The following is an 18,921-nucleotide window of genomic DNA, read 5'->3' as shown; positions in this document are numbered from 1 at the left end:
GACCTCCCGGCCGGAAGAACCCTTCGGCCGGTTTCCTCGCCTCGGTTCACGCTCTGGCGAACCGGCACGAGGCACGCCCCGACAAGAGCGCCGGCACCAGTACGAGGGCCACGCGGGAGAGGAGACCCCGTTCGGCCGCGTCGGGCAAGCCGGCCGCGGGTGTGGGGGAAGGGTGCGGTTGTGGGCGTCCTCGTAGATCTCCCTCAAGCGGGGTCAGGCCTTGCCCCCTTCCGGGGCGGGTGGGGCGAACACCGACGGCAAGGGGCCGAACGGGCCGCGCGGCTACGACGAGACCGGCTTGCGTGCGCTCTGTCACGAACACCACTCCCAGCGCACCGTCACAGATCAGCAGGGAGGGTGGCACGCTGAGCAGCGTCACGGCGGAGCATGACAAGACCCCGGCCACACGCGGGGGCGTGGTCGAGGCCGGTGTCGGTTCTACTGCCGGCGGTTCTTCTCCGCCTGCTCGATCATGTGCGTTCGCTCCAGGGTGGCCCGGTGGATCCGTTCGACGGCGGAGCAGGAGTACAACCGTTCCCGGACCAGTTCCTCCAGCATCGGGTCGTACTCATCGCTCAATACCACGTCCTCCTTTGCGGGAAAGCAGCGGAAGAAGGTCATGTGTGACACACCGGCCTCCCGGGCGATCTGGACGACCGTGGTCGCCTCGTAGCCCTGTTGTTCGAAGAGCCGAAGTGCTGCCCGCTGGATGGCGGTCCTGTTGAGCCCTCTCCTCCGCGTTCGCCGATCCACCACGCCGACGCCCTCCCGGTTCCGCAGAGAAGAAGTGCCACTCGCTCACAGATGTGCGTCAACACCCTTTCCCCAGCGAGGAATCCCGCGAAGCCCCGCCGCTCCCGGGTCCGTCGGGAAGGCCCCCGCTGGGTGACGGGCGTTTGACGCAATGGGGTGAACAAGTGTTTACTCACAGGGATGAACACCTGTTCACCCCTTTTCTCATGGGCACACCCACCCTCGTTCGTCGCACTGGAGCTCAAAATATGTCCGTCCTGCGTGTGCCCTCCTGGGTCACCATGGGGATCCTCACCTTCTGCGGCATGGTCGTCTCACTGCAGCAGACACTCGTCATTCCCTTGCTGCCGGACCTTCCGAAGATCCTCGACGTGTCCGCCGACGACGCCTCCTGGTTGGTCACCGCGACCCTGCTCACCGCAGCCGTGGCCACCCCAATCGTCTCCCGCATGGCCGACATGTACGGCAAACGCCGCATGCTGCTGGTTTCCCTGGCGGTCATGACGGTGGGCTCGCTCATCGCCGCGATCGGCGGAACCTTCCTGTTCATGCTCGTCGGCCGCGCCATGCAGGGCTTCGGCGCCTCCCTGATCCCCGTGGGCATGGGCATCATGCGTGACCAACTGCCCCGGGAGAAACTCGCCGGGGGCATCGCCCTGATGAGCGCCACCCTCGGTATCGGCGGAGCCCTGGGGCTGCCGCTGTCCGGCGTGCTCTACAGCGCTTTCGGATGGACCTCGCTGTTCTGGACCACCGCGCTGGTCGGCACGTTCTTCCTCGTCGCCATCCCCCTGACCCTGAACGAGTCCACCGAGCGCTTCCCCGGACGCTTCGACATCGTCGGTGCGCTGCTGTTCACCGTCGTCCTGGTTTCCCTCCTGCTCCCTCTGTCCAAGGGGGCCACGTGGGGGTGGAGCAGCGGACAGGTCATCGGCCTGACCGTGCTCTCCCTCGTCTGCCTGGCGATCTGGATCCCCCTCCAACTGCGCGTGCGCGAACCCATGGTGAACCTGCGCACCGCGGTCCGCCGGCCCATCCTGTTCACCAACGTCTCCTCGTACTTCGTCGGCGTCGGCATGTTCCTGAACGGTCTGGTCACCACCCAGGAACTCCAGGTCCCCACCACGACCGGGTACGGCCTGGGCCTGACCGTGGCCGTGGCCGGGTTGGCGATGGTGCCCGGCGGCCTGATGATGCTCGCCTTCTCCCCCTTCTCCGCCCGCATGCTCAACCGCTGGGGCGGAAGGACCGTGCTGCTGATCGGTGGTGCGGTCATGGCCCTGACCTACCTGTGGCGGATGCTCAACAGCACCGCCCTGTGGGAGGTCGTGCTGGGCAACATGCTCGTCAGCGTCGGCAGCGCCATCGCGTTCGCCGCCATGCCCGCCCTGGTCATGGCGTCCTCGCCCCGCAACGAGACCGCGTCGGCCAACGGGATCAACGCCCTGGTCCGTTCGATGGGCACCTCCAGCGGCAGTGCCGTGGTGGCGCTGATCTTCGCCTCCCTGACCGTGACCGTGAACGGCGTGGTGCTCCCCTCCGCGCAGGCCATGTTCACCGCCCACCTCCTCGGCGCGGCCGTGTGCGTGGCCAGTGTGTTGTTCGCGCTCCTGGTCCCGGCACGGGGACGCGACGAGGAGGAAGGAATCGTCCCCGAACCCGCCCCCGCCACCAGGGCCACCCAAGATCAGGAGAAGATGAAGCCGTGAGCAGACCCGACAGTCGCAGCACCATCCTCGACGCGGCCCGAGAACTCTTCTCCGAACACGGGTATCAGGCGGTGACCATCCGCGACATCGCCACCTCGGCGGGGGTCTCCCCAGCCCTGGTGATGAAGCACTACCGGAGCAAGGCCGAACTGTTCAACGAGATGGGCCCCAACGACATCCCGTTGGCGGAACTGGACCTGCCCCGTTCCCAGCTGGGGCGCGCGTTGGTGCAGAAGATCCTCACCCGGAGGGAACACGGAGTTCCCGACCCCTTGCTGGTCGCCCTCTCCCACTCGCGCGAGTCGCCCGACCCCCAACGCACCCGCGAAGAGATTCGGGAACGACTTCTGCTCCGTGTCAGCGACCTGATCGGGGACACCACCCCCGACCGTCGGCACGCCAGTGCCGTGGCCTGTCAGATTCTCGGCCTGGCCGAAGGAGTCCGAGGCCTGGGCCTGTTTCCCGCAGAGTCGATCTCCCGCGACGAACTCCTGGACCTGTACGGTCCACTCGTCCAGCAGCAGATCGACGCCTGCCCACCCCCGGAGGAACCGCACCCCACGGACTGAGTGCCCTGCCCTTCCTCGGGGGAACAGGGCATGATCAGAGCATGGAACGCTGTGATTTCTGTGAACTCCCCATCGAGGGCGGCTGCGCGTGCTCACTCGTGAGCCGAGACCGCGGCCGATCCGGGCAAGGGCCCGAGACCACCTCCGAGGAGTCCCGTTTCCCTCGCGGCGCCATCCTCATCTCACCGAGGGGTATCGCCCACCGCCCGGGGTGCATGCACCAGTCCGACTCCGAGATCGCGGCACCGGCATGGGGCTGGATCAACGATCCCGACCCACTCCTGTGGCGCCGACTCAACGAGAGCTCCCCCGCCCGGGCCACGAAGGGCAACACCAAGCGGGTCGCCACCCGGCGTTGTCAAAGCTGCGACACCTGAGACACCGGTTCGCGGGCCCTCGTGAAGGGCCCGCGAACCACGGCGGGCTCGGTGGCCCACGAGCTGGGGGCGGCTCGTTCGCCCGGCGCCACGGTCCGAGTTATGCGGGGTTCCTCGCACGCTCCCCCACCCTCCCGCGCACGGCGTCGCCCCCGTGCGCACCGTCGCGGCCAGGCCCCGGCGGCCACGTCCGGTCGACCCGCCTCGGGCGAGCCCGCGACCGAGGGCTCCACGAGTGTGGGGGCGGCGTGCTCCTGGCCCGTCCCGGTATGGAGTCCCCACCCACGGCTGGAACGGCCCCGATCCCAGGTCACAACCCCGATCACCCAGCCGTGTTCTTACCCCTGGTAGCAAGCCCAGGACGGATGGCCGGTGGGCCGAGCCTCGCGGATCCTCTCGACGTACTCAGGAACCGACTCGGCCGGGACACCGCGGCCACCATCGCCGACAGGAGCCGAAGAGTGCCCAGCGCACCAACGTTCCTGCATTGCTCCACCTGGCCACAGCGACCCACCCGAAGACCGCAGCGAGAGTCATGGGGCATCGAAACCGGTGACGCTCAGCGCCTTGTCCCACCGAGCGGCGGCCAGGTCGTCGTGACGAATCATGAACTTCGTGTAGTGCTCCGCGTACACCCGTCCCTCATTGACGAGCGGTATCCAGTCGCAGGCCGACCGGAGCGCGTCCTCCTCCGGTAAAAAGGAAAACCGCCCTCCCCCGCCGAGGCTCTTCGCCGTGACGCCGTCCATCGTCACCTCGTCATCGGCGTACCCGCCGATGACGAGGTGGGCGCCGGACGACCAGAGGTCGTAGGCCAAAGACCGAAGTTCGTCCAGGTGCGGCAGTTCACGTTCCCTGTACCGGGCCAGCTGCTGTTGGAAGGAGGACATGTCGTCCCACTCGAGGTCCTCCCAGAATTCGTGCCAGTCCTCGTCACCCTCGTCCAACCACAGGGGGAGGTCGGCCCTGAGGTCGGCGTAGGCGTCGATCCGCCTGGTGACACACCCGGGGTCGGGTGGTTCCGCGATCGCGGTTTCGGTGCCGTCCGACACATACACGACTCGTGCGTACTGTCCCGAAGCGGCCCGGAATTCGTCGAAGTCCCTCTCTTTGTGAACAAAGAAGAGCAGCGTCCCGTCCGCTGGGAGATCGAATCCGTCGACCCTCGGCAGGGCCCCACAATTGACGGAGAGGAGCAACGGCAACGCGATGTCCCCGACGGAGGGCCACTTCATGCCCACCGGAAGTCGGGGCAGGCCACCGATATGCCCGACCGGAGGACCATCACCACGACCGGACAATCCGATCGCCAAACGAAGATACCGGCTGAACCTATTGATCTCGTCGTCCGGAATACCCGACTCAAGCGCTGCCCGACGAAACTTTCCTTGATGATCCATGCCCGAGAAGGTATCCCCTTTTCCACTTCGGCTGCGCCAACGGGGTGGTGGGTAGGGGCCGTACGTGGTGGATGCCAAGGGTCGATCATCGTGGCGCCTCCCAACGCTCCGTTACCGGGGAGTCGCGCATCTCCAGGGAAGGAGCGTTCGTCCTCTCCTGACACACGATCGGTTCTGCGTTCGAAGGGTCACCCATCGCGGGGGAAGGAATGGTGCGTCCCATGTCCGCTGGGCGCGGATCCCCCACGCTTGTCCGGGACCGTCACATACCTTTCCCAAAAGCGCCGGGTTCAGGCACCGTTCATCCACGGAAGCCCTTCACGAACTCCGTCAAAGAAACATCGCATTCGTCACCGCACCAACCGCGACCCGGGCTCGGTCGCATGCCTGCGGGGGAGATCTCGTGGGTGTGCGGCTGTTCCCGCCCACCGTCGAGGGTGCCCTCCGCGAGCACGCCGTGGCGACGCTCGTAGCCGCTCCTCGCACCCAGGTCACCGTGATCGCGCAGACGCAGGACCCCCCGGGGAAGCAGCCGTCACCGGCATCGCGTCCGCTGCACGAACAGCGATCTGGCGGATCGCCCACCCTTCGTCGTCGGCTTCGAGGAGAGCAGCGGACCCTCCTCGTCGTGGCCCCGGAACCAGCCGGTCATGCCGCCCTTCCCTCATGGCCGATCACTCGCCCCCTCCCCACGTCGCTCTTCCGTTCCTGGTTCACCACGACGCCTGGTGCCGTGTCAGCTCCCTCCGAGCTTCCTGGGCCCGCTCCCAGGCTTCAGGGGGCGGTTCGACGGTGACCCCCACATCCGTCAGCATGCTCAGGTCCAGTTCCCACACCACCCGCGACCGCCGCTCCCACAACGCGAACGCCTCATCGACGTGCTGCTGGGCCTGCGCGTGCGACGCTCCGGTGACCGCCACGAGATGGGCCATTGCCTCACTCGCCAGCCCGCGCACCTGGGCCAGACCGAAGTGGGTCACGGTGTGGCAGAGCGTGCAGACGCAGATCAACCGCCGCAGGATCTGGGTCCTGGTGTGCTCGTCGAAGACCCACCTCTCGTGCACCTCCAGCCAACGCCCGGCCTCACGGTCGGCGCTCGCCCCGCAGATCTCGCACACCTGGCCGGCCCGGTTCACGACCATGCGGCGCAACCGTTCCCAGTCCTGCTGGGACACGCACGAGCGCACGTTGGTGAACCAGCATGTCGTGGGGACCAGGTCGACGAACAACCCCGAGCCGAGCAAGCGGTCCTCCCCCGGCAGCGAGGTGGGGATGTCCGGCCGGGCCGCCCAGCGCTCCAGTCCCGCCATGCCTGGTCTGGGCGCGTACCACCGACGCGCTCGGGGGTCCCATCTCGCCCCTTCGGCCTTCGCCAGGTCCTTTTCCGCATAGGGGACGTCCAGCCAGATGCGTTCGGCAGGCACTGCACTCCTCGAGTAGGGGTGTGATGGCGCAGTGACTCTAGCGAGGGAAGCGACGGGAAGTCAGCCCGTGACGTGACCGGAAACGGCCACCCGCAAGGATTCCTCGAGGCCGCACGAGAGTCACCGCCTCCCCACGGCCTGGAGGGTCGGGGTTTCCCGGTGAGAACCCCGCCCACGGTCAGAATCCACCACTTTTTTGACCGTGGGAGGGGGTCTCGTCCGCCCTTGGAGCGGTCTCGCTCCCCACCGTGACGGCGTCGCCGGTTGCCGGGAACCGCTCCCGGATGTGTTCGAGGACGGTCCGCCCCAGTTCCGGGGACCCCGGCCACCGGCCCGACATGCGATCCGCCCCCGTCCAGTTCTTCGCGTGTCTCCCGTACCCCTACGCCTCACCGCCCAGCAGAGGACTCCAGTGAGAGGGGAGGGGCGGCAGTGGCTTATCAATCCGACTGCAGGAACTCAAAGCAGTGCCAAGGCGTCATAAGACCTGATTCAGGTTTTTGTCATGACATGACGCGTGAGAGATCCCTCAGGAGTCCTGCTTGTTCGCCCTTCGCCTGTCAGCCCACGAACTGTCTTCCCTCTCCGCCAACGAGATCGAGGAAAAGGTGTTCGAGGGTGTAAAACGAATGATTCTCCGGTCAACGGGACTTTCGGAGCGCAGGTCATGGGCGAACAGCCTCCCCGTGCTCGCCAACGATCTGATCCGAGCAGGGCTCGGTCAGGTCGAGGTGTTGATCGAGTACTCCATCCCTGGAAACAGTGAACGTGCCGACGCGGTCCTGGCGGGAGTCCATCCCGGTTCCGGCGAAGACAGCTTCTTGGTCGTGGAGTTGAAGCAGTGGCGCGAGGTACGACTCTTGCCCGACCGACCAAGGAAGGTCGATGTCACAGGTGTGCCAGGCAGAAAACGTGACCACCCCGGCCCCCAGGTGGAGAAATATTGCAAGAACATGAGAAAGAAGCTGGCTTGCTTGCACGAGGATCCAGAAAAACTACGCGGAATCCTCTATCTCCACAATGCCCCTCGTGAACAGATCGAGGATCTCTACAAGGAGGCCGACCAGCGGTACGGCATGGTCTTCAGTTCGAGCGAACGCGACCAGCTGACCGGCTACCTTCGCTCACGCTTCGCCTCCGTCTCGGGTGCGGCGAGCGCTGACAGGCTCCTCGGTTCCATGATCCGCCCCACACGGTCGACCACACAGCTCAGCGCACGCCAACTCGCCCGGAGAGGCCAGTTCGATCTGCTCCAAGAACAAGAGGAGGCCTATCTCCTTGCGTTGCGAACGGTCGAGGAGGCACGCGCCGACGACCATAAACGCATCGTGGTGGTCACCGGGGGCCCCGGCAGCGGCAAGAGCGCCGTAGCCTTGGAACTTCTGGGGGCCTTCATGCGCCGGGGGTACAACGTCCGACACGCGACCGGATCCTCCGCCTTCACCGAAACTCTCCGGACCGTGGTCGCGGGAGGCCCCGAGCAGAAGAGTCTCCGAGGGGTGTTCGACTACTTCTCAGGATACACCCGAGCACGCCGTAACGATATCGACGTACTCATCTGCGACGAGGCTCATCGTCTTCGGAAGACCTCTCATTCCTGGCGGACACGTAAGGACCTGCGTTCCGAACGCCCACAGATCGAGGAACTGGTGAACGCCGCCAGGGTTCCTGTGTTCCTTCTGGACGACCACCAGGTGATCCGCCCTACAGAAGTCGGTTCCTTGACCGAAATCCGGCGGTACGCGGACGAACGGGGTATCGAGGTACGTCATGTCCAGCTCAACGGTCTTTTCCGGTGTGGTGGGAGCATGGTCTACGACGAGTGGGTGAGGCGAACTCTTGGCATATCCCAAGATGAGTCGTTCAGGTGGGAGGACGACGGAGCCTTCATCCTTCGACTCGCCGAGTCACCGGCAGAGATGGAAGAGGTCCTCAGAGAACTCACCGAAAAGAGTCGGTCCGCACGTCTGACCGCGGGCTATTGCTGGCCATGGAGCGAGCCCGATGAGGACGGCACCCTACCCGACGACGTCCGCATCGGTGATTGGTCCATGCCCTGGAACAACAAACGGGACACGGTCCTCGGAGGCGCGCCACCGCGAACGCTTTGGGCCACCGACCCACGCGGGCTGGACCAAGTCGGGTGTATCTACACGGCACAGGGTTTCGAGTACGACTGGGCCGGGGTCATTCTCGGCCCCGACCTGAAGTTCCGTGACGGTGTGCTCACCACGGACAACCGGGAGAACAAGGACAGGAACCTTCCTCAGAGACTTCCCGCGGAGGAGGCGGGCACCTACATCCGCAACATCTACAAGGTGCTCCTGACCCGAGCGATGGAGGGCGCCGTCGTCTACGCCGTCGATCCCGAACTCCAAGAACATCTGAGACACCTGGTCCCCTCACTGTCGGACAGCCCCATCAAGGTCCCCGACAGGGCACGGAGTTGACACAGCGGACGTATCTGCGAAAGGAGACATCCGCCTTCCGTGGCCTTGGTCGGACACCTGAGATACCGGCCGATGGCCTCTCGGAAGGAGGAGAGGTGCGCACGGGACCGTGCTCGGGGAGGGCCGCCTCCTCCCCCGGGGAGGTACTTTCACCTTCACTCCCCACTACTCAGGAGTGCATGGAAGAACATGCGAAGGGTTCTGTTCCGCCTCAGGAGCCCGGGTTCCGACTCCAAGATCCCGTGGGGAACACCGAGACCACACGAGCAGCTGTAGTTGCTCACGTCAGCCTGTCGCGATGTGACCCTGCCACGTAGGCCTCAACCGCGCCCCATGGCTGTGCTCACTCGGGCAGCGACCCCTGCGCTCTTCCTCCCCAGAGGGAACCGCGCGGCCCACAGCGGTTCACCACGGTCCCTGAAAAGACCGGGGGCTTTCCACCACTATGTGTGCCTTCGTCGTGACTTTGGATCGAGTGACACACATCTATCCGAAAAGAAATATCATCCGACACCGCACTGCTGGTAGTCATATAAGCAAGAAGCTCGGCGGAGCCTCGAAAGCGAATCACTTATTGCGAATAATTACTTGCCATCGAAAAATCGAGGAGAACTAGAGCCCCACCTACGAAGTTGTCAGCCCCTGAAGCCGCTGACCTGACCGCATCGAGCAGGACCCTTCAGAAGAAGAACACCCTTGAATGAGGAGGCCGGTTGTCGGACGCACCTTTCACACCTCCCCGGCACAACGCAGCGTGCGAAACAGCTGAACAGGCGGACTGCCATTGTCACTGCCGTGGCGCCGGGCATCAGAGAGACCTCATCATACGAGCATCCAGTTGTTCCGACTCCGAGAAATACAGAACCCTTCGCGAATCTCTACAGAAAGTGTTCGGCGGGTTCCATGAGAACACGCGAGACACCATCACCAAAACACGATCCGCTCGCAACGTTCCCGACCGGAATGAGATAGAGTTCCTCTCTCTCAACAAAAAGAAAGGAGCCACCTGGTACGAGACACTCCTTGTCGACGAGGCACTTCATGCCGTCTTCATCAGGCAGGCGAAAGCGAGTATTTCCGGAACCACAGCACTGAGAGAAGAGCAGGAATGTTTTGTCGACAGAGTCACCCTGGGCGCCCGCGAGATAATTGAGTCCAAAGTCACCATAAAGAACGTTGTCGAGGCGCACGTCTGGTGCAGCATCGTCTCAGAATTTCTGGCCGGCTTGAGTCCGCACACGGCTTCGTCTCCAATCTCACCTGACTTCGCAGCCATCTGCTATCCACGAAAGACCAAGGCCAGGACTCCCACCTCCTTGGCAGAGGTGCGGGAACGAGGGCTCCAACACCTTTCCGTCACGTTCAGCACTACCCGGGACATCCCAGATACCGAGAAGCTCGCCCTCCTACGCCTCGTCGGGGCCGCCACCTGCCCCGACCTGTGGCGCCACGCCGCCGCTGTCCGTTACTGCCTCGCGCCCTTCGTCCAAGAGGAATCCTGGCCACCGGAGAACACCACGAAGGTCGCCGTACTACCGGATTTTCGTCAACTCCAGCTCAGGTGGAGCCGCAGGGGCCATTGGTGACAGAAGCAGAGCGCAGGCTCATGGAGTGGTTCGAGCTCACTTCTGCCGAAGGCGTCACGAGACGGATCTCGGGAGGAACTCTTTCCATGAGAGGAGGTCGCTCTCGTGCTCTGAGACGGGTGGTGGGCACATACGCCCACCACCCGGAGATCACCTTGAGGCCGACGGAACGAGGGAGGTCAGGAACTCCTGGGTCTCCTCGTCCGTGGAGTAGAGGCGACACGATCTCATACCCCGGGTCATGAGTACCCGGTAGATGTTCTTTGCGAGTGAGAGATACTCCCTGCTCTCCACCCCCCGCATCCCCCGATCCCGACTCTCCTCTGGGTGGGCCTCCCAACGGTCATCACGACGAACGAGGTCAGGGCCGAGGATGACGCCCGCGTCGTGGTACTCGAGCCCTTGAGCCGTGTAGACGCAGCCGATCTGGCGTTCACCTCCGGGGCCTGTGGCCCACAGCCAGCTCTCCGGTCCGACGAACTCCCCGTCAGCGGCGATCGTCTGGTCCTTGTGCAGGTTCCACGGGCGTTCCCACTTCCGGGTCTCTCCGTGAGACCCGTCCTCCCACTCGATGCTGACTCCGGGTAGTTTCTCGCCCAGTCGGACCTCCTCCCACCCCCAACAGAACCCGGCGCTGATCCGGGCGGTTCGCTCCTGTTCCAGAGACTCCTCCAACCACTGCTCCATCTCCGAGGGATCGAGGCTGACAGCCAGGTCGTAGTCGGTCCCGGTCCATGGTCGGGGCTGTTCGTAGAGGAGGTCGTCGACCCAGGAGTTGAACTCGCGAGAGCCGTTACAGCGGAAGTTTCCGTTGAGGTTGTGCGTGACGACGTTGATGGGCGGTGTGGCGTTCTGGGCGAAACCGCGGATCTCCCGTTCGGTCACGCCCTCCCTGGGACGGACTCTCTGGCGTTCGTCGAGGAAGAGCACCACTACCGGTACCTCGGCCAGGTTCTTGAGTACGTAGGTTCCTAGACCACCTCCGCCGCGGTGGTAGCGGTGGACCTCGTCGATGATCAGCAACCGTGAGTCCCTCACCTTGTTCTTGGGAAGCTGGAACAAGGGGTTCGAACCGGGGACCTCCAGGATCTCCCGCAGGTTACGTGTCAGTGCTCCGGAGGGGGTTCCGTAACGGGCACGAACAGCCGGGTTGTTCACGTACTCACCGAGCAGCCGCATGGCCAGCACGGTTTTTCCACTACCCGGTCCACCTTGGACGACGATGACGGTGCGTCGGCCACTGTCCAGCGCTTCCTGCACGCGGGCCCTGATGTCCAGCAATGCCGTCTGCTGATCTCCGACGAGCTTGAACGAGGGGGCTCCGTTCACCGCTGCGGCCACACTGTCCAGAAGCGGCTCACTCCCCCGCCACCTGGCCTCGGTGAAACTCGCGAGGTCACGCTCGTCGGGTCCTTGGAGGTCACCGCACTGGAAGAGTCCACGCAGTTCGGCCGGTCCCGAAGAGGCACGTGTGTCCTCACCGCTGACCACCGGTACCCGGTATCCGTGAGGGAGCACCCCGCTCTCCTGGACCCTGGCCGCTTGCGAGCGGGTCGCATTGTGGAGGAAGACGACACCGCGCGTCTCGAGGTCGACGGCGTCCGACTCGAACCATTGGTCCAGGAAGGCCATGTACCCGACGGTCTGAGCCAGCGGGTGCGTCCACAGCCGTTCGTCGCCCGGCAAACGCACCAGGTTCTTGGCCACGGGAACCGCCTCGGTCCACTGCTTCAACTCCACCACGGTGGCGGCGAGTTCACCGGAGCCACGTCGGCCGATAAGCAGGGCGTCGATACGGCTTTCGGTATCCAGGGTCGCGAACTCAAGGTAGATGTACAGATCCTCCAGTCCCGCGCTGACCAGCGCGTCGAGGAGTGGCGGCCAACTGTTCCGCCAGCTACGGATCTCGGACTCTTCGGGTTCACCGAACCCGGCCTCGCCGTACGCCAGGACGCAGCGCTCGACGAAGTCCGGCTTTCTCACGTCTTCGTCCGCGTCGCCGACCCGGCCGGCGTGGACGTACCGGAGTGGGTTGGGGGGTGTTTGCGGCATCATCTCTTTTTCACGTTGGCGATGTTCTCGCGGTGCCAGGCGAAGTAGTGGGCGTTCTTCTGCGAAAAGGCCGAGCAGCTGCCGCCCAGGCGCTCGACGGCCGTGGTGAGGGCATCGGTTCTGACCTGCTCCGAGGCGTGGATGTAACCGTCGACATCCACATACACGAAGCCGTGTTCGAAGAGGGAGTCGCAACCGAGCACGCAGGCGTTCATGACGTTGCCCAGGTCACCGCGCTCTTGAGGGGAGCTCGCGCTGCGGCGCTTGATGTGCGCGGTGTGCACCAGCCTCGTGGGCAGGACCATCTGGCACAGGTCGCAGGGCACCTCGGTCCTGCCTTCGAGCTTCTCGGCTCGCAGCCTTTTCTGCTCGGCTCTGGCGTAGACGTAGGCGGGACGGTCCAGGACCGGGGGAAGGTCGAGGTTCCTCTGGTCCGCGGGGTCCTCGGGATCCAGGAGGGTGGTGCCCTTGTGTGCCTCGATCGCTTCGTTCAGCAGCTGTTCCAGGACGGACTCGCGGTTCTCGGGGAGCTTGGGCCCGCCCTTGCCGCTGGCGGACTTGCGGAGAGCCTCGATCGCTTCGGGGCCGATGTCGTCTTTGGTGACGTCGTACCGGGTGCCCTCGACGGTGAGGGGCACCCGGTAGGGGTACACCTCGTCGTCCCAGACGTGTGATCCGTCTTCGTACAGGCCCCCGGTCAGCCGGGTGGTCACGAGCCTGGCCACGGTCCGGCTCTGGGCCTCCGGGCCGGGGATCCTGCCCAGTCCCAGGTGACCGAGGTGGAGAAGATCCCCTTTCTTCAGGGACGTGAGCACCTCATGGTGTTCTCTCTCCTCCGCTGTTTCGGTTTTCCACCCCCAGACCGACTTCTCGATCCCCCGGTCCAGATTCACCGCTCCCGCCTTGCCGACGTAGACGTAGACCTCGGTGGTGTCCTTCTTCCCCGCCGCGCCCTGCACAGCCCTCCCTCTGTTTTCCCCGTCTCCTCACGGGAACCTTCTTCCCGACCGCTGACTCTCGAGTGTCAGGCGTCCTTATGCTACGTAGAGTCGACGACATTCGGCGTATTTCTCGCAAACCTCCTGAGTACAGTCATTTCGGAGTGTGAATTGACGGCCTATCGCCGATCCGCAGCGTCCCTGTCCACGTACGGCTCCTCCTTGGAGGCAGAGCTCGGAAAACTCATCTCCGAACATGTGCGCCACACCTTCAAGTACACCCCCGGCCCCGCTGAGGTCCGCTCCTGGGAACGGAGCATCCCTACCCTCGCCAACGACCTGGTCGACGCCGGCCTGGGCGAGGTCGAGATGCTGATCGAGTACAAGCTGCCGATGTGCAGCAAGCGCGCGGACGTGGTTCTGGCCGGGCAGCACCCCGAGACCGACGAGCCCAGCTACGTCGTGGTCGAACTCAAGCAGTGGAGCGAGGCCGAGTCCTGGGAGGACGACCCCGCCATGGTGCTGGTCCCCAACCAGCCTGGAGGCCCCAAGCTCCACCCGCTACTGCAGGTCCGTGGCTACTGTGACCAGATCGGGGACTTCGTGGCCTCGATCGAGGATCCGGCGAAACAGCTGCGGGGTGCGGCCTACCTGCACAACGCCCACGAACCCGCCGTGCGCGACTTGTTCGACCTGCCCCCGGACGACCAGGGCAGGCTCTTCACCGCTCAACGCCGTGGAGACTTCCTGGACTTCCTCCGCAGCAGGTTGGCGCCCAGATCCGGTGCGGAGGCGGCGGACCGTCTGCTGTCCGGAAGAATCAGACCCAGTCGACAGCTGATGAAGGTGGCCGCGGCCGAGGTCAGGGAGCGTTCCCAGTTCACGCTGTTGGATGACCAAAAGGCGGCCTTCCAGACCGTCATGCACGCCGTCCAGCGCGCCCACGAGGACGACCGGAAGACCGCGGTGATCATCAGCGGAGGTCCTGGCAGCGGCAAGAGCGTCATCGCGCTGTCCCTGCTCGGTGAGCTGTCTCGCAACGGCACCAGCGCCCTGCACGCGACCGGTTCGAAGGCGTTCACCACGACGATGCGCCGGGTCGCGGGACACCGGCAGCCACGCGTCAAGAAGATGTTCCTGTACTTCAACAGCTTCATGACGAGCTCCCCGAACCAGTTCGATGTGCTGATCTGTGACGAGGCCCACCGGATCCGGGAAACCTCCGTGAACCGGTACACTAGGCGCGAACTACGCACGGACCGGCCACAGGTCGACGAGCTTCTCGCCGCAGCGAGGGTGCCGGTCTTCCTGCTGGACGAGCACCAGGTGGTGCGCCCCGGGGAGATGGGCACCGTGGAGACCATCCGCGAGCACGCCAGAGCCCGCGGGATGGAGGTACACGAGATCAGTCTGGCCGGACAGTTCCGCTGCGGTGGCAGCGCCCGCTACGAGGACTGGGTACTCCGGTTGTTGGGCTTGGCCCCTGACGGGCCCGTCCCCTGGGAGGGTGACGAGGCCTTCGAGTTGGGTGTGGCCTCCTCCCCCTCCGAGATGGAGGACCTCCTCCGTCCGGCCTTGGACCGGGGCGAGTCCGCCCGGCTGAGCGCCGGTTACTGCTGGCCGTGGAGCAAGGCCGACAAGAACGGACCGTTGGCCGACGACGTCCGTATCGGTGACTGGGCGCGCCCGTGGAACAGCCGCCTGGACACTTGGTTGCCCGACGCCCCTCCGAGCGCTCTGTGGGCCACCGAGGAGGGCGGATTCAATCAGGTCGGGTGCGTGTACACCGCCCAGGGGTTCGAGTACGACTGGTCCGGGGTGATCCTCGGCCCGGACCTGGTGTTCCGGGAGGGCCGTCTGGTGGTGGACCGCAAGGCCAGCCGCGACCCCGAACTCCTCAGGAAACCGACTGATCAGGAGGCCGACTCCCTGATCCGCAACACGTACAAGGTCCTGCTCACCCGGGGCATGCGCGGCACCCTTCTGTACTCCACCGATCCCGAGACCCAGGGGTTCCTCACCTCCCTCGTCCACGGAACAGGCTGAAAGTCTTCGCGCGGGCCGGGAGACGGAGGCCCACAACGCTCGCAGCGTCGTGAGCGCCCGTTGGCGACCCCTCCATGCCTTCGGGGACGGTCGGCATACACGGGTGCCCCTGCGGAGCGAAGGAACCAAGGCGCGATCGACAGGAGCCAGGGGCCGGCCCCGCTTGCCCCTGGTCCAGACGGCGATGCTTCTCGATAAGACTCTCTCCTGTGGACGGAATCGAGGGTGGGAGAAGGTCTCACCTGCTCCAGCGGGTGCCTTGTTCACCACAGCCACACGTTTCCACGGACGGAACCACATGGCTGCACATGGGCGACCACACCTTCCCTGTCCACGGTTCCGACGCCAACGTGATCCTCGCTCCTCAGGAGCGAGGGCTCCATCGGTAAGGAGACCGTCCGACAATCCGGAAAGAGCAGTCCACACTCCGGTTTCATCGACGCCGATCTTGTCCTTGTGATCACTGTCGGCGGAGTGCTGCCAACCGGTGAGTGCAAGTACAAGATCACAGAGAAAAGCGCGCGACCCCTACGCTTCTCTCGAAGCCGCTGATCTGAGCGAAACGGTCCCCCGCAACACCCCCAGGCGATAGGAAGTGAGTGCGCACACCACGACGGGAAGCAGGGAACGAAGATGGCACCCCGAGGTCTGGCACACCGGGCCCACCGGATCAGGATCGCTTTGGAAGGCACCCGGCCACAGGTCTGGCGCCGGGTCGAGGTGCCCGCCGTCACCCGGTTGGGCGATCTGCACACGCTCATCCAGGCCGTGATGGGGTGGGAGGACGCGCACCTGCACTCCTTCGAGTTCTCCGGACGGCGGTACAGCGAGAACGAGGGGCTCGGCCTCGGCCCTCCCGACCACGACGAGCACGGGACCAGGATCGGCGACGTCCTACGCCGCAGGAACGCCACTGGTACCTACACCTACGACTTCGGCGACGACTGGTCCCACACACTCACCGTGGAGGAGATCTTCGACGCCGAGCCCGGCGCCGTCTACCCCCGGCTTTCGGACGGTCACGGCTGCCCTCCTCCCGAGGGCTGCGGGGGCGTAGCGGGGTTCGAGCACCTGCGCCGCCTGCGCGACCACCCGGAGGAGATCACCGGCGGGTACTTCGGGGGCGCTGAGGAGGAGCGGTCCTGGGTGAAGCTTCTCGGCCCCGACAACCTCGACTTGGAGGAAGAGCGGCGGCGTCTGAGGAAGGTGTTCGGGCCGCTGCCCTGGGAGGAGAAGCCCGCCCCTCCGGAAGAATCCCTCACCCCGGCCCGCCCGGTGTCACTGCCCCCGGAGGAGGAGCTGGCGCGCACGGCCGTGGAGACCGCGCCGCTGCGCGACCTGCTGCGGTTGGCCCGGTGGTTCGGGCCGGGGAGGAAGCTGACCGGGACACGGGTGCCCCGCCCCGCCGACGTGCGCATCGCGGTCGAGGAACTCGGCCTGCTACCGCCCGCCTCCGGAAAGAAGGCCGCCGAACGGGCCGAGAGGTTGAGGCGGCTCCGTGCCGCCCGGGATCTGCCGGGCTTCCTCCCCCTGTGGAACTCGGCCGTGGGCCTGGGGCTGATCGAGGTCGGTCCCGGCGGAGCGCGCCTCGCTCCTGATGTCGTCGAGGGGCCGGCGCCGACGAGGATCCTGGAGTTGTGGACGGAACTGTTCGATGACGCGGTCAACGACGACTCGCTCGAAGGTGGGACGTCCGGTTTGGGCCGCCTTGAATCGGACCTGCTCCCACCGGCCCTGCGCATGCTCTATGAGGTGCCCGACGACACCGAGCCCTCCCTGGAGGACCTGGTGTCGGCACTGCTCGACCACGTCACCTTTGTGAGCGCCTCGGTCCCCGAGGAGTCCGCACAGTTTCGCGGATACCTCACCGCGGCCCTTTACCGGGTCCTATACCGCCTGGCGGGGACTGGTGGTGTCCACCTGGTGGACAACACCCCCGAGGAGGTCTCCGCGAAATATCGGGATGACCGCTTCGGGGCGCGGCTCCTGTTCGGGCTGGACCTCGACCTCGACCGGTTGGGGGCGGACATCGACTGTTCGGTCGCCCTCACCCCGCTGGGCCGGTACGGGGTCCGCCAGACCCTGCTCGGGGAAGGTGTGCCGGCTCCGCTCAGCGGACACCTGGCCGGTGTCGACGCCGCCGAACTCCTCGACGCGCTGGCGGTGACGCCTGCCGAGAACCACCTCGCCGAGATCACACCGTGGCTGGCCGGGCGCACGGCGAGCGAAGCGGTCAGGGAGGTCGTCGAGGTCGCCTCCTCGCCCACCGGGACCGGTGCCGTGCGGCGTGCCGTCGGCACGGCGATCCTGCACGAGGTGGGCGAGCAGGCACTGCCGGAACTGCGTGTGCTGCTCGGCTCGGACCGCCCCGAGGTGGCCGGCCTGGCCGCCGGTGTGCTGCTCTCCTCCAGGTCGCTCTCGGAGGAGGAGCACGGGCGGCTGCTCACCGAGTACGGCCCCTGGCTGGCCATCGATATGGTTGCCGGGCCGCTGGAACTGGGCGGAGACGAGCACCTCTCGTTCCTGCTCACGCTCGACGCCGACGAAGGCGCGGGCCGCATCGGACGGCTCGTGCTCGACAGCACCGACCGGCTGTGGAAGACCGGTCATCCCGCGACCCTGCCGGCCCTGGAGGCCCTAGGACGGCTGCACCCGGACAAGAAGGTCGCCAAGGCGGCTCGGCGGGCGGCCCACAAGGCGCGCAACCAGGGCTGACCAGCACGCGGCCGACCAGGACCGGGTCCCGTCTCCGATGCGCCAATCGGCCGGGTACTCCCCGGCGAGACCCCCTACCTACGGTCACCGTCGACCGCTTTTTCGACCATAGGAGGGGGTCTCGTCTGCTCGGGAGGTCCTGTCCCGACCGCCGGTGTCATGGCCGACCCGGCGGTCGACTCGGTTCACCGCAGCACGAAGGCTCTGCCGCTCACAACCAATGGACGTGCCTCAATGTCGGTACCACGCGGGTGACGGCGTACAGCGCGACGGGAGCCACATGACGATTCGGGTCGAACAGCGCCCGAAGTCCGTTCTTGGTGCGGTCGTTGTCCTCAGCACCCAGGAGTTCCGCTTTGGTCCCAAGGGAAACGATCCCTTGGGCGATCGCGGCTTCGACACGTTCCTTGCCGCAGATCTCGTGGAGACCCTCCAGCGACGGCGAGGTCCGTGACGGCCACTCGTCCTTTCCCGGCCGGACGGTGTCCACGGTCATCCAGGAAAGCTCCTGCCGATGAGAGACCTTGTAGATTCCGGCACGGCGCTTTCCGTGCAGGAGAGCAAGAGCGAGCGGGATATCGGCGGATCCGGGTTCCGGCATCATGGGGCGTAGATCTCGTTCCCCGTTTTCCCAGTGGGTGTCTCTGATGGTGAGACTCGCGTGACCCTCGATACCGAGGGTCCAGTCATGGGCCGACCCTGCCGAAAGTTTTTTCTGAGAGGTTTGGCCTTCCACCCGCACGGCCCGAGCGGGAGGGGCGAGGGTGAGGCCTTCACCGAGAACGACGGACAACAGCGGACCACTCTTTCCAAGAGATCTGTCAGGTCTTCGAAGATCCGGAGAAAGGGAAAGGAAACGGTATCCGGATCACGTCTCGAAACGGCATCGCTTCGAGCACGGC

General features: G+C 65.5%; 13 protein-coding genes. 7 read left to right on the top strand and 6 right to left on the bottom strand.

Features of this window, described 5'->3' with window-relative positions; genetic code table 11:
- Positions 1–438: 438 nt before the first annotated feature.
- Positions 439–756, bottom strand: coding sequence for a TetR/AcrR family transcriptional regulator (locus tag PFX91_RS07400; protein WP_502888272.1), 318 nt, complete (start codon positions 754–756; stop codon positions 439–441).
- A 245-nt stretch (positions 757–1,001) separates the two neighbouring features.
- Here PFX91_RS07400 and PFX91_RS07395 point away from each other — a divergent pair, with 245 nt between their 5' ends.
- From PFX91_RS07395 to PFX91_RS23105, 3 genes are all read left to right on the top strand, one after another.
- Positions 1,002–2,462 (top strand): MFS transporter, encoded by a 1,461-nt coding sequence (locus tag PFX91_RS07395; protein WP_285730404.1) that lies wholly within the window; start codon positions 1,002–1,004, stop codon positions 2,460–2,462.
- Positions 2,459–3,031 (top strand): TetR/AcrR family transcriptional regulator, encoded by a 573-nt coding sequence (locus tag PFX91_RS07390; protein WP_285730402.1) that lies wholly within the window; start codon positions 2,459–2,461, stop codon positions 3,029–3,031. The genes PFX91_RS07395 and PFX91_RS07390 overlap by 4 nt, the downstream gene beginning before the upstream one ends.
- 215 nt (positions 3,032–3,246) lie before the next feature.
- The gene (locus PFX91_RS23105; protein WP_352231637.1) at positions 3,247–3,408 is read left to right on the top strand and encodes a hypothetical protein; all 162 of its coding nucleotides are present in this window, start codon (positions 3,247–3,249) and stop codon (positions 3,406–3,408) included.
- 533 nt (positions 3,409–3,941) lie between these two features.
- Here PFX91_RS23105 and PFX91_RS07380 read toward each other — a convergent pair.
- Positions 3,942–4,886, bottom strand: a complete 945-nt coding sequence (locus PFX91_RS07380) for a DUF1963 domain-containing protein (RefSeq protein ID WP_285730398.1) — start codon at positions 4,884–4,886, stop codon at positions 3,942–3,944.
- Between the two features lie 635 nt (positions 4,887–5,521).
- Positions 5,522–6,232: a DUF5710 domain-containing protein gene (locus PFX91_RS07375; protein ID WP_285730397.1), complete on the bottom strand. Its 711-nt coding sequence runs from the start codon at positions 6,230–6,232 to the stop codon at positions 5,522–5,524.
- Between the two features lie 542 nt (positions 6,233–6,774).
- Between PFX91_RS07375 and PFX91_RS07370 the strand changes: the two genes are divergently transcribed.
- Together PFX91_RS07370 and PFX91_RS07365 are read left to right on the top strand one after the other, a co-directional pair.
- Positions 6,775–8,682, top strand: coding sequence for a DUF2075 domain-containing protein (locus PFX91_RS07370; protein WP_285730395.1), 1,908 nt, complete (start codon positions 6,775–6,777; stop codon positions 8,680–8,682).
- A gap of 887 nt (positions 8,683–9,569) precedes the next feature.
- A complete protein-coding gene (locus tag PFX91_RS07365; RefSeq protein ID WP_285730393.1) occupies positions 9,570–10,268 on the top strand; it encodes a hypothetical protein in 699 nt (232 codons plus the stop codon).
- A 150-nt stretch (positions 10,269–10,418) separates the two neighbouring features.
- On the opposite strand, the gene PFX91_RS07360 is transcribed toward PFX91_RS07365, so the two are convergent.
- Positions 10,419–12,251 carry a DNA/RNA helicase domain-containing protein gene (locus PFX91_RS07360; protein ID WP_285730391.1) on the bottom strand — a complete coding sequence of 611 codons (1,833 nt, stop codon included), beginning with the start codon at positions 12,249–12,251 and terminating at the stop codon, positions 10,419–10,421.
- A 68-nt stretch (positions 12,252–12,319) separates the two neighbouring features.
- On the bottom strand, positions 12,320–13,279 hold the full coding sequence (locus PFX91_RS07355) for a hypothetical protein (RefSeq protein WP_285730388.1): 960 nt from the start codon (positions 13,277–13,279) through the stop codon (positions 12,320–12,322).
- Between the two features lie 201 nt (positions 13,280–13,480).
- Here PFX91_RS07355 and PFX91_RS07350 point away from each other — a divergent pair, with 201 nt between their 5' ends.
- Together PFX91_RS07350 and PFX91_RS07345 are read left to right on the top strand one after the other, a co-directional pair.
- Complete coding sequence (locus PFX91_RS07350) at positions 13,481–15,304, top strand: DUF2075 domain-containing protein (protein WP_285730387.1); 1,824 nt, start codon at positions 13,481–13,483, stop codon at positions 15,302–15,304.
- Between the two features lie 633 nt (positions 15,305–15,937).
- Positions 15,938–18,019 carry a plasmid pRiA4b ORF-3 family protein gene (locus tag PFX91_RS07345; protein ID WP_285730386.1) on the top strand — a complete coding sequence of 694 codons (2,082 nt, stop codon included), beginning with the start codon at positions 15,938–15,940 and terminating at the stop codon, positions 18,017–18,019.
- Positions 18,020–18,230: 211 nt separating this feature from the next.
- On the opposite strand, the gene PFX91_RS07340 is transcribed toward PFX91_RS07345, so the two are convergent.
- Complete coding sequence (locus tag PFX91_RS07340) at positions 18,231–18,812, bottom strand: hypothetical protein (protein ID WP_285730385.1); 582 nt, start codon at positions 18,810–18,812, stop codon at positions 18,231–18,233.
- Positions 18,813–18,921 lie beyond the last annotated feature (109 nt).

It is taken from the genome of Nocardiopsis sp. ATB16-24, from assembly GCF_030271535.1.
In the GTDB taxonomy this organism is placed as follows: domain Bacteria; phylum Actinomycetota; class Actinomycetes; order Streptosporangiales; family Streptosporangiaceae; genus Nocardiopsis.
This window is presented reverse-complemented; position numbering and strand designations above follow the sequence as displayed.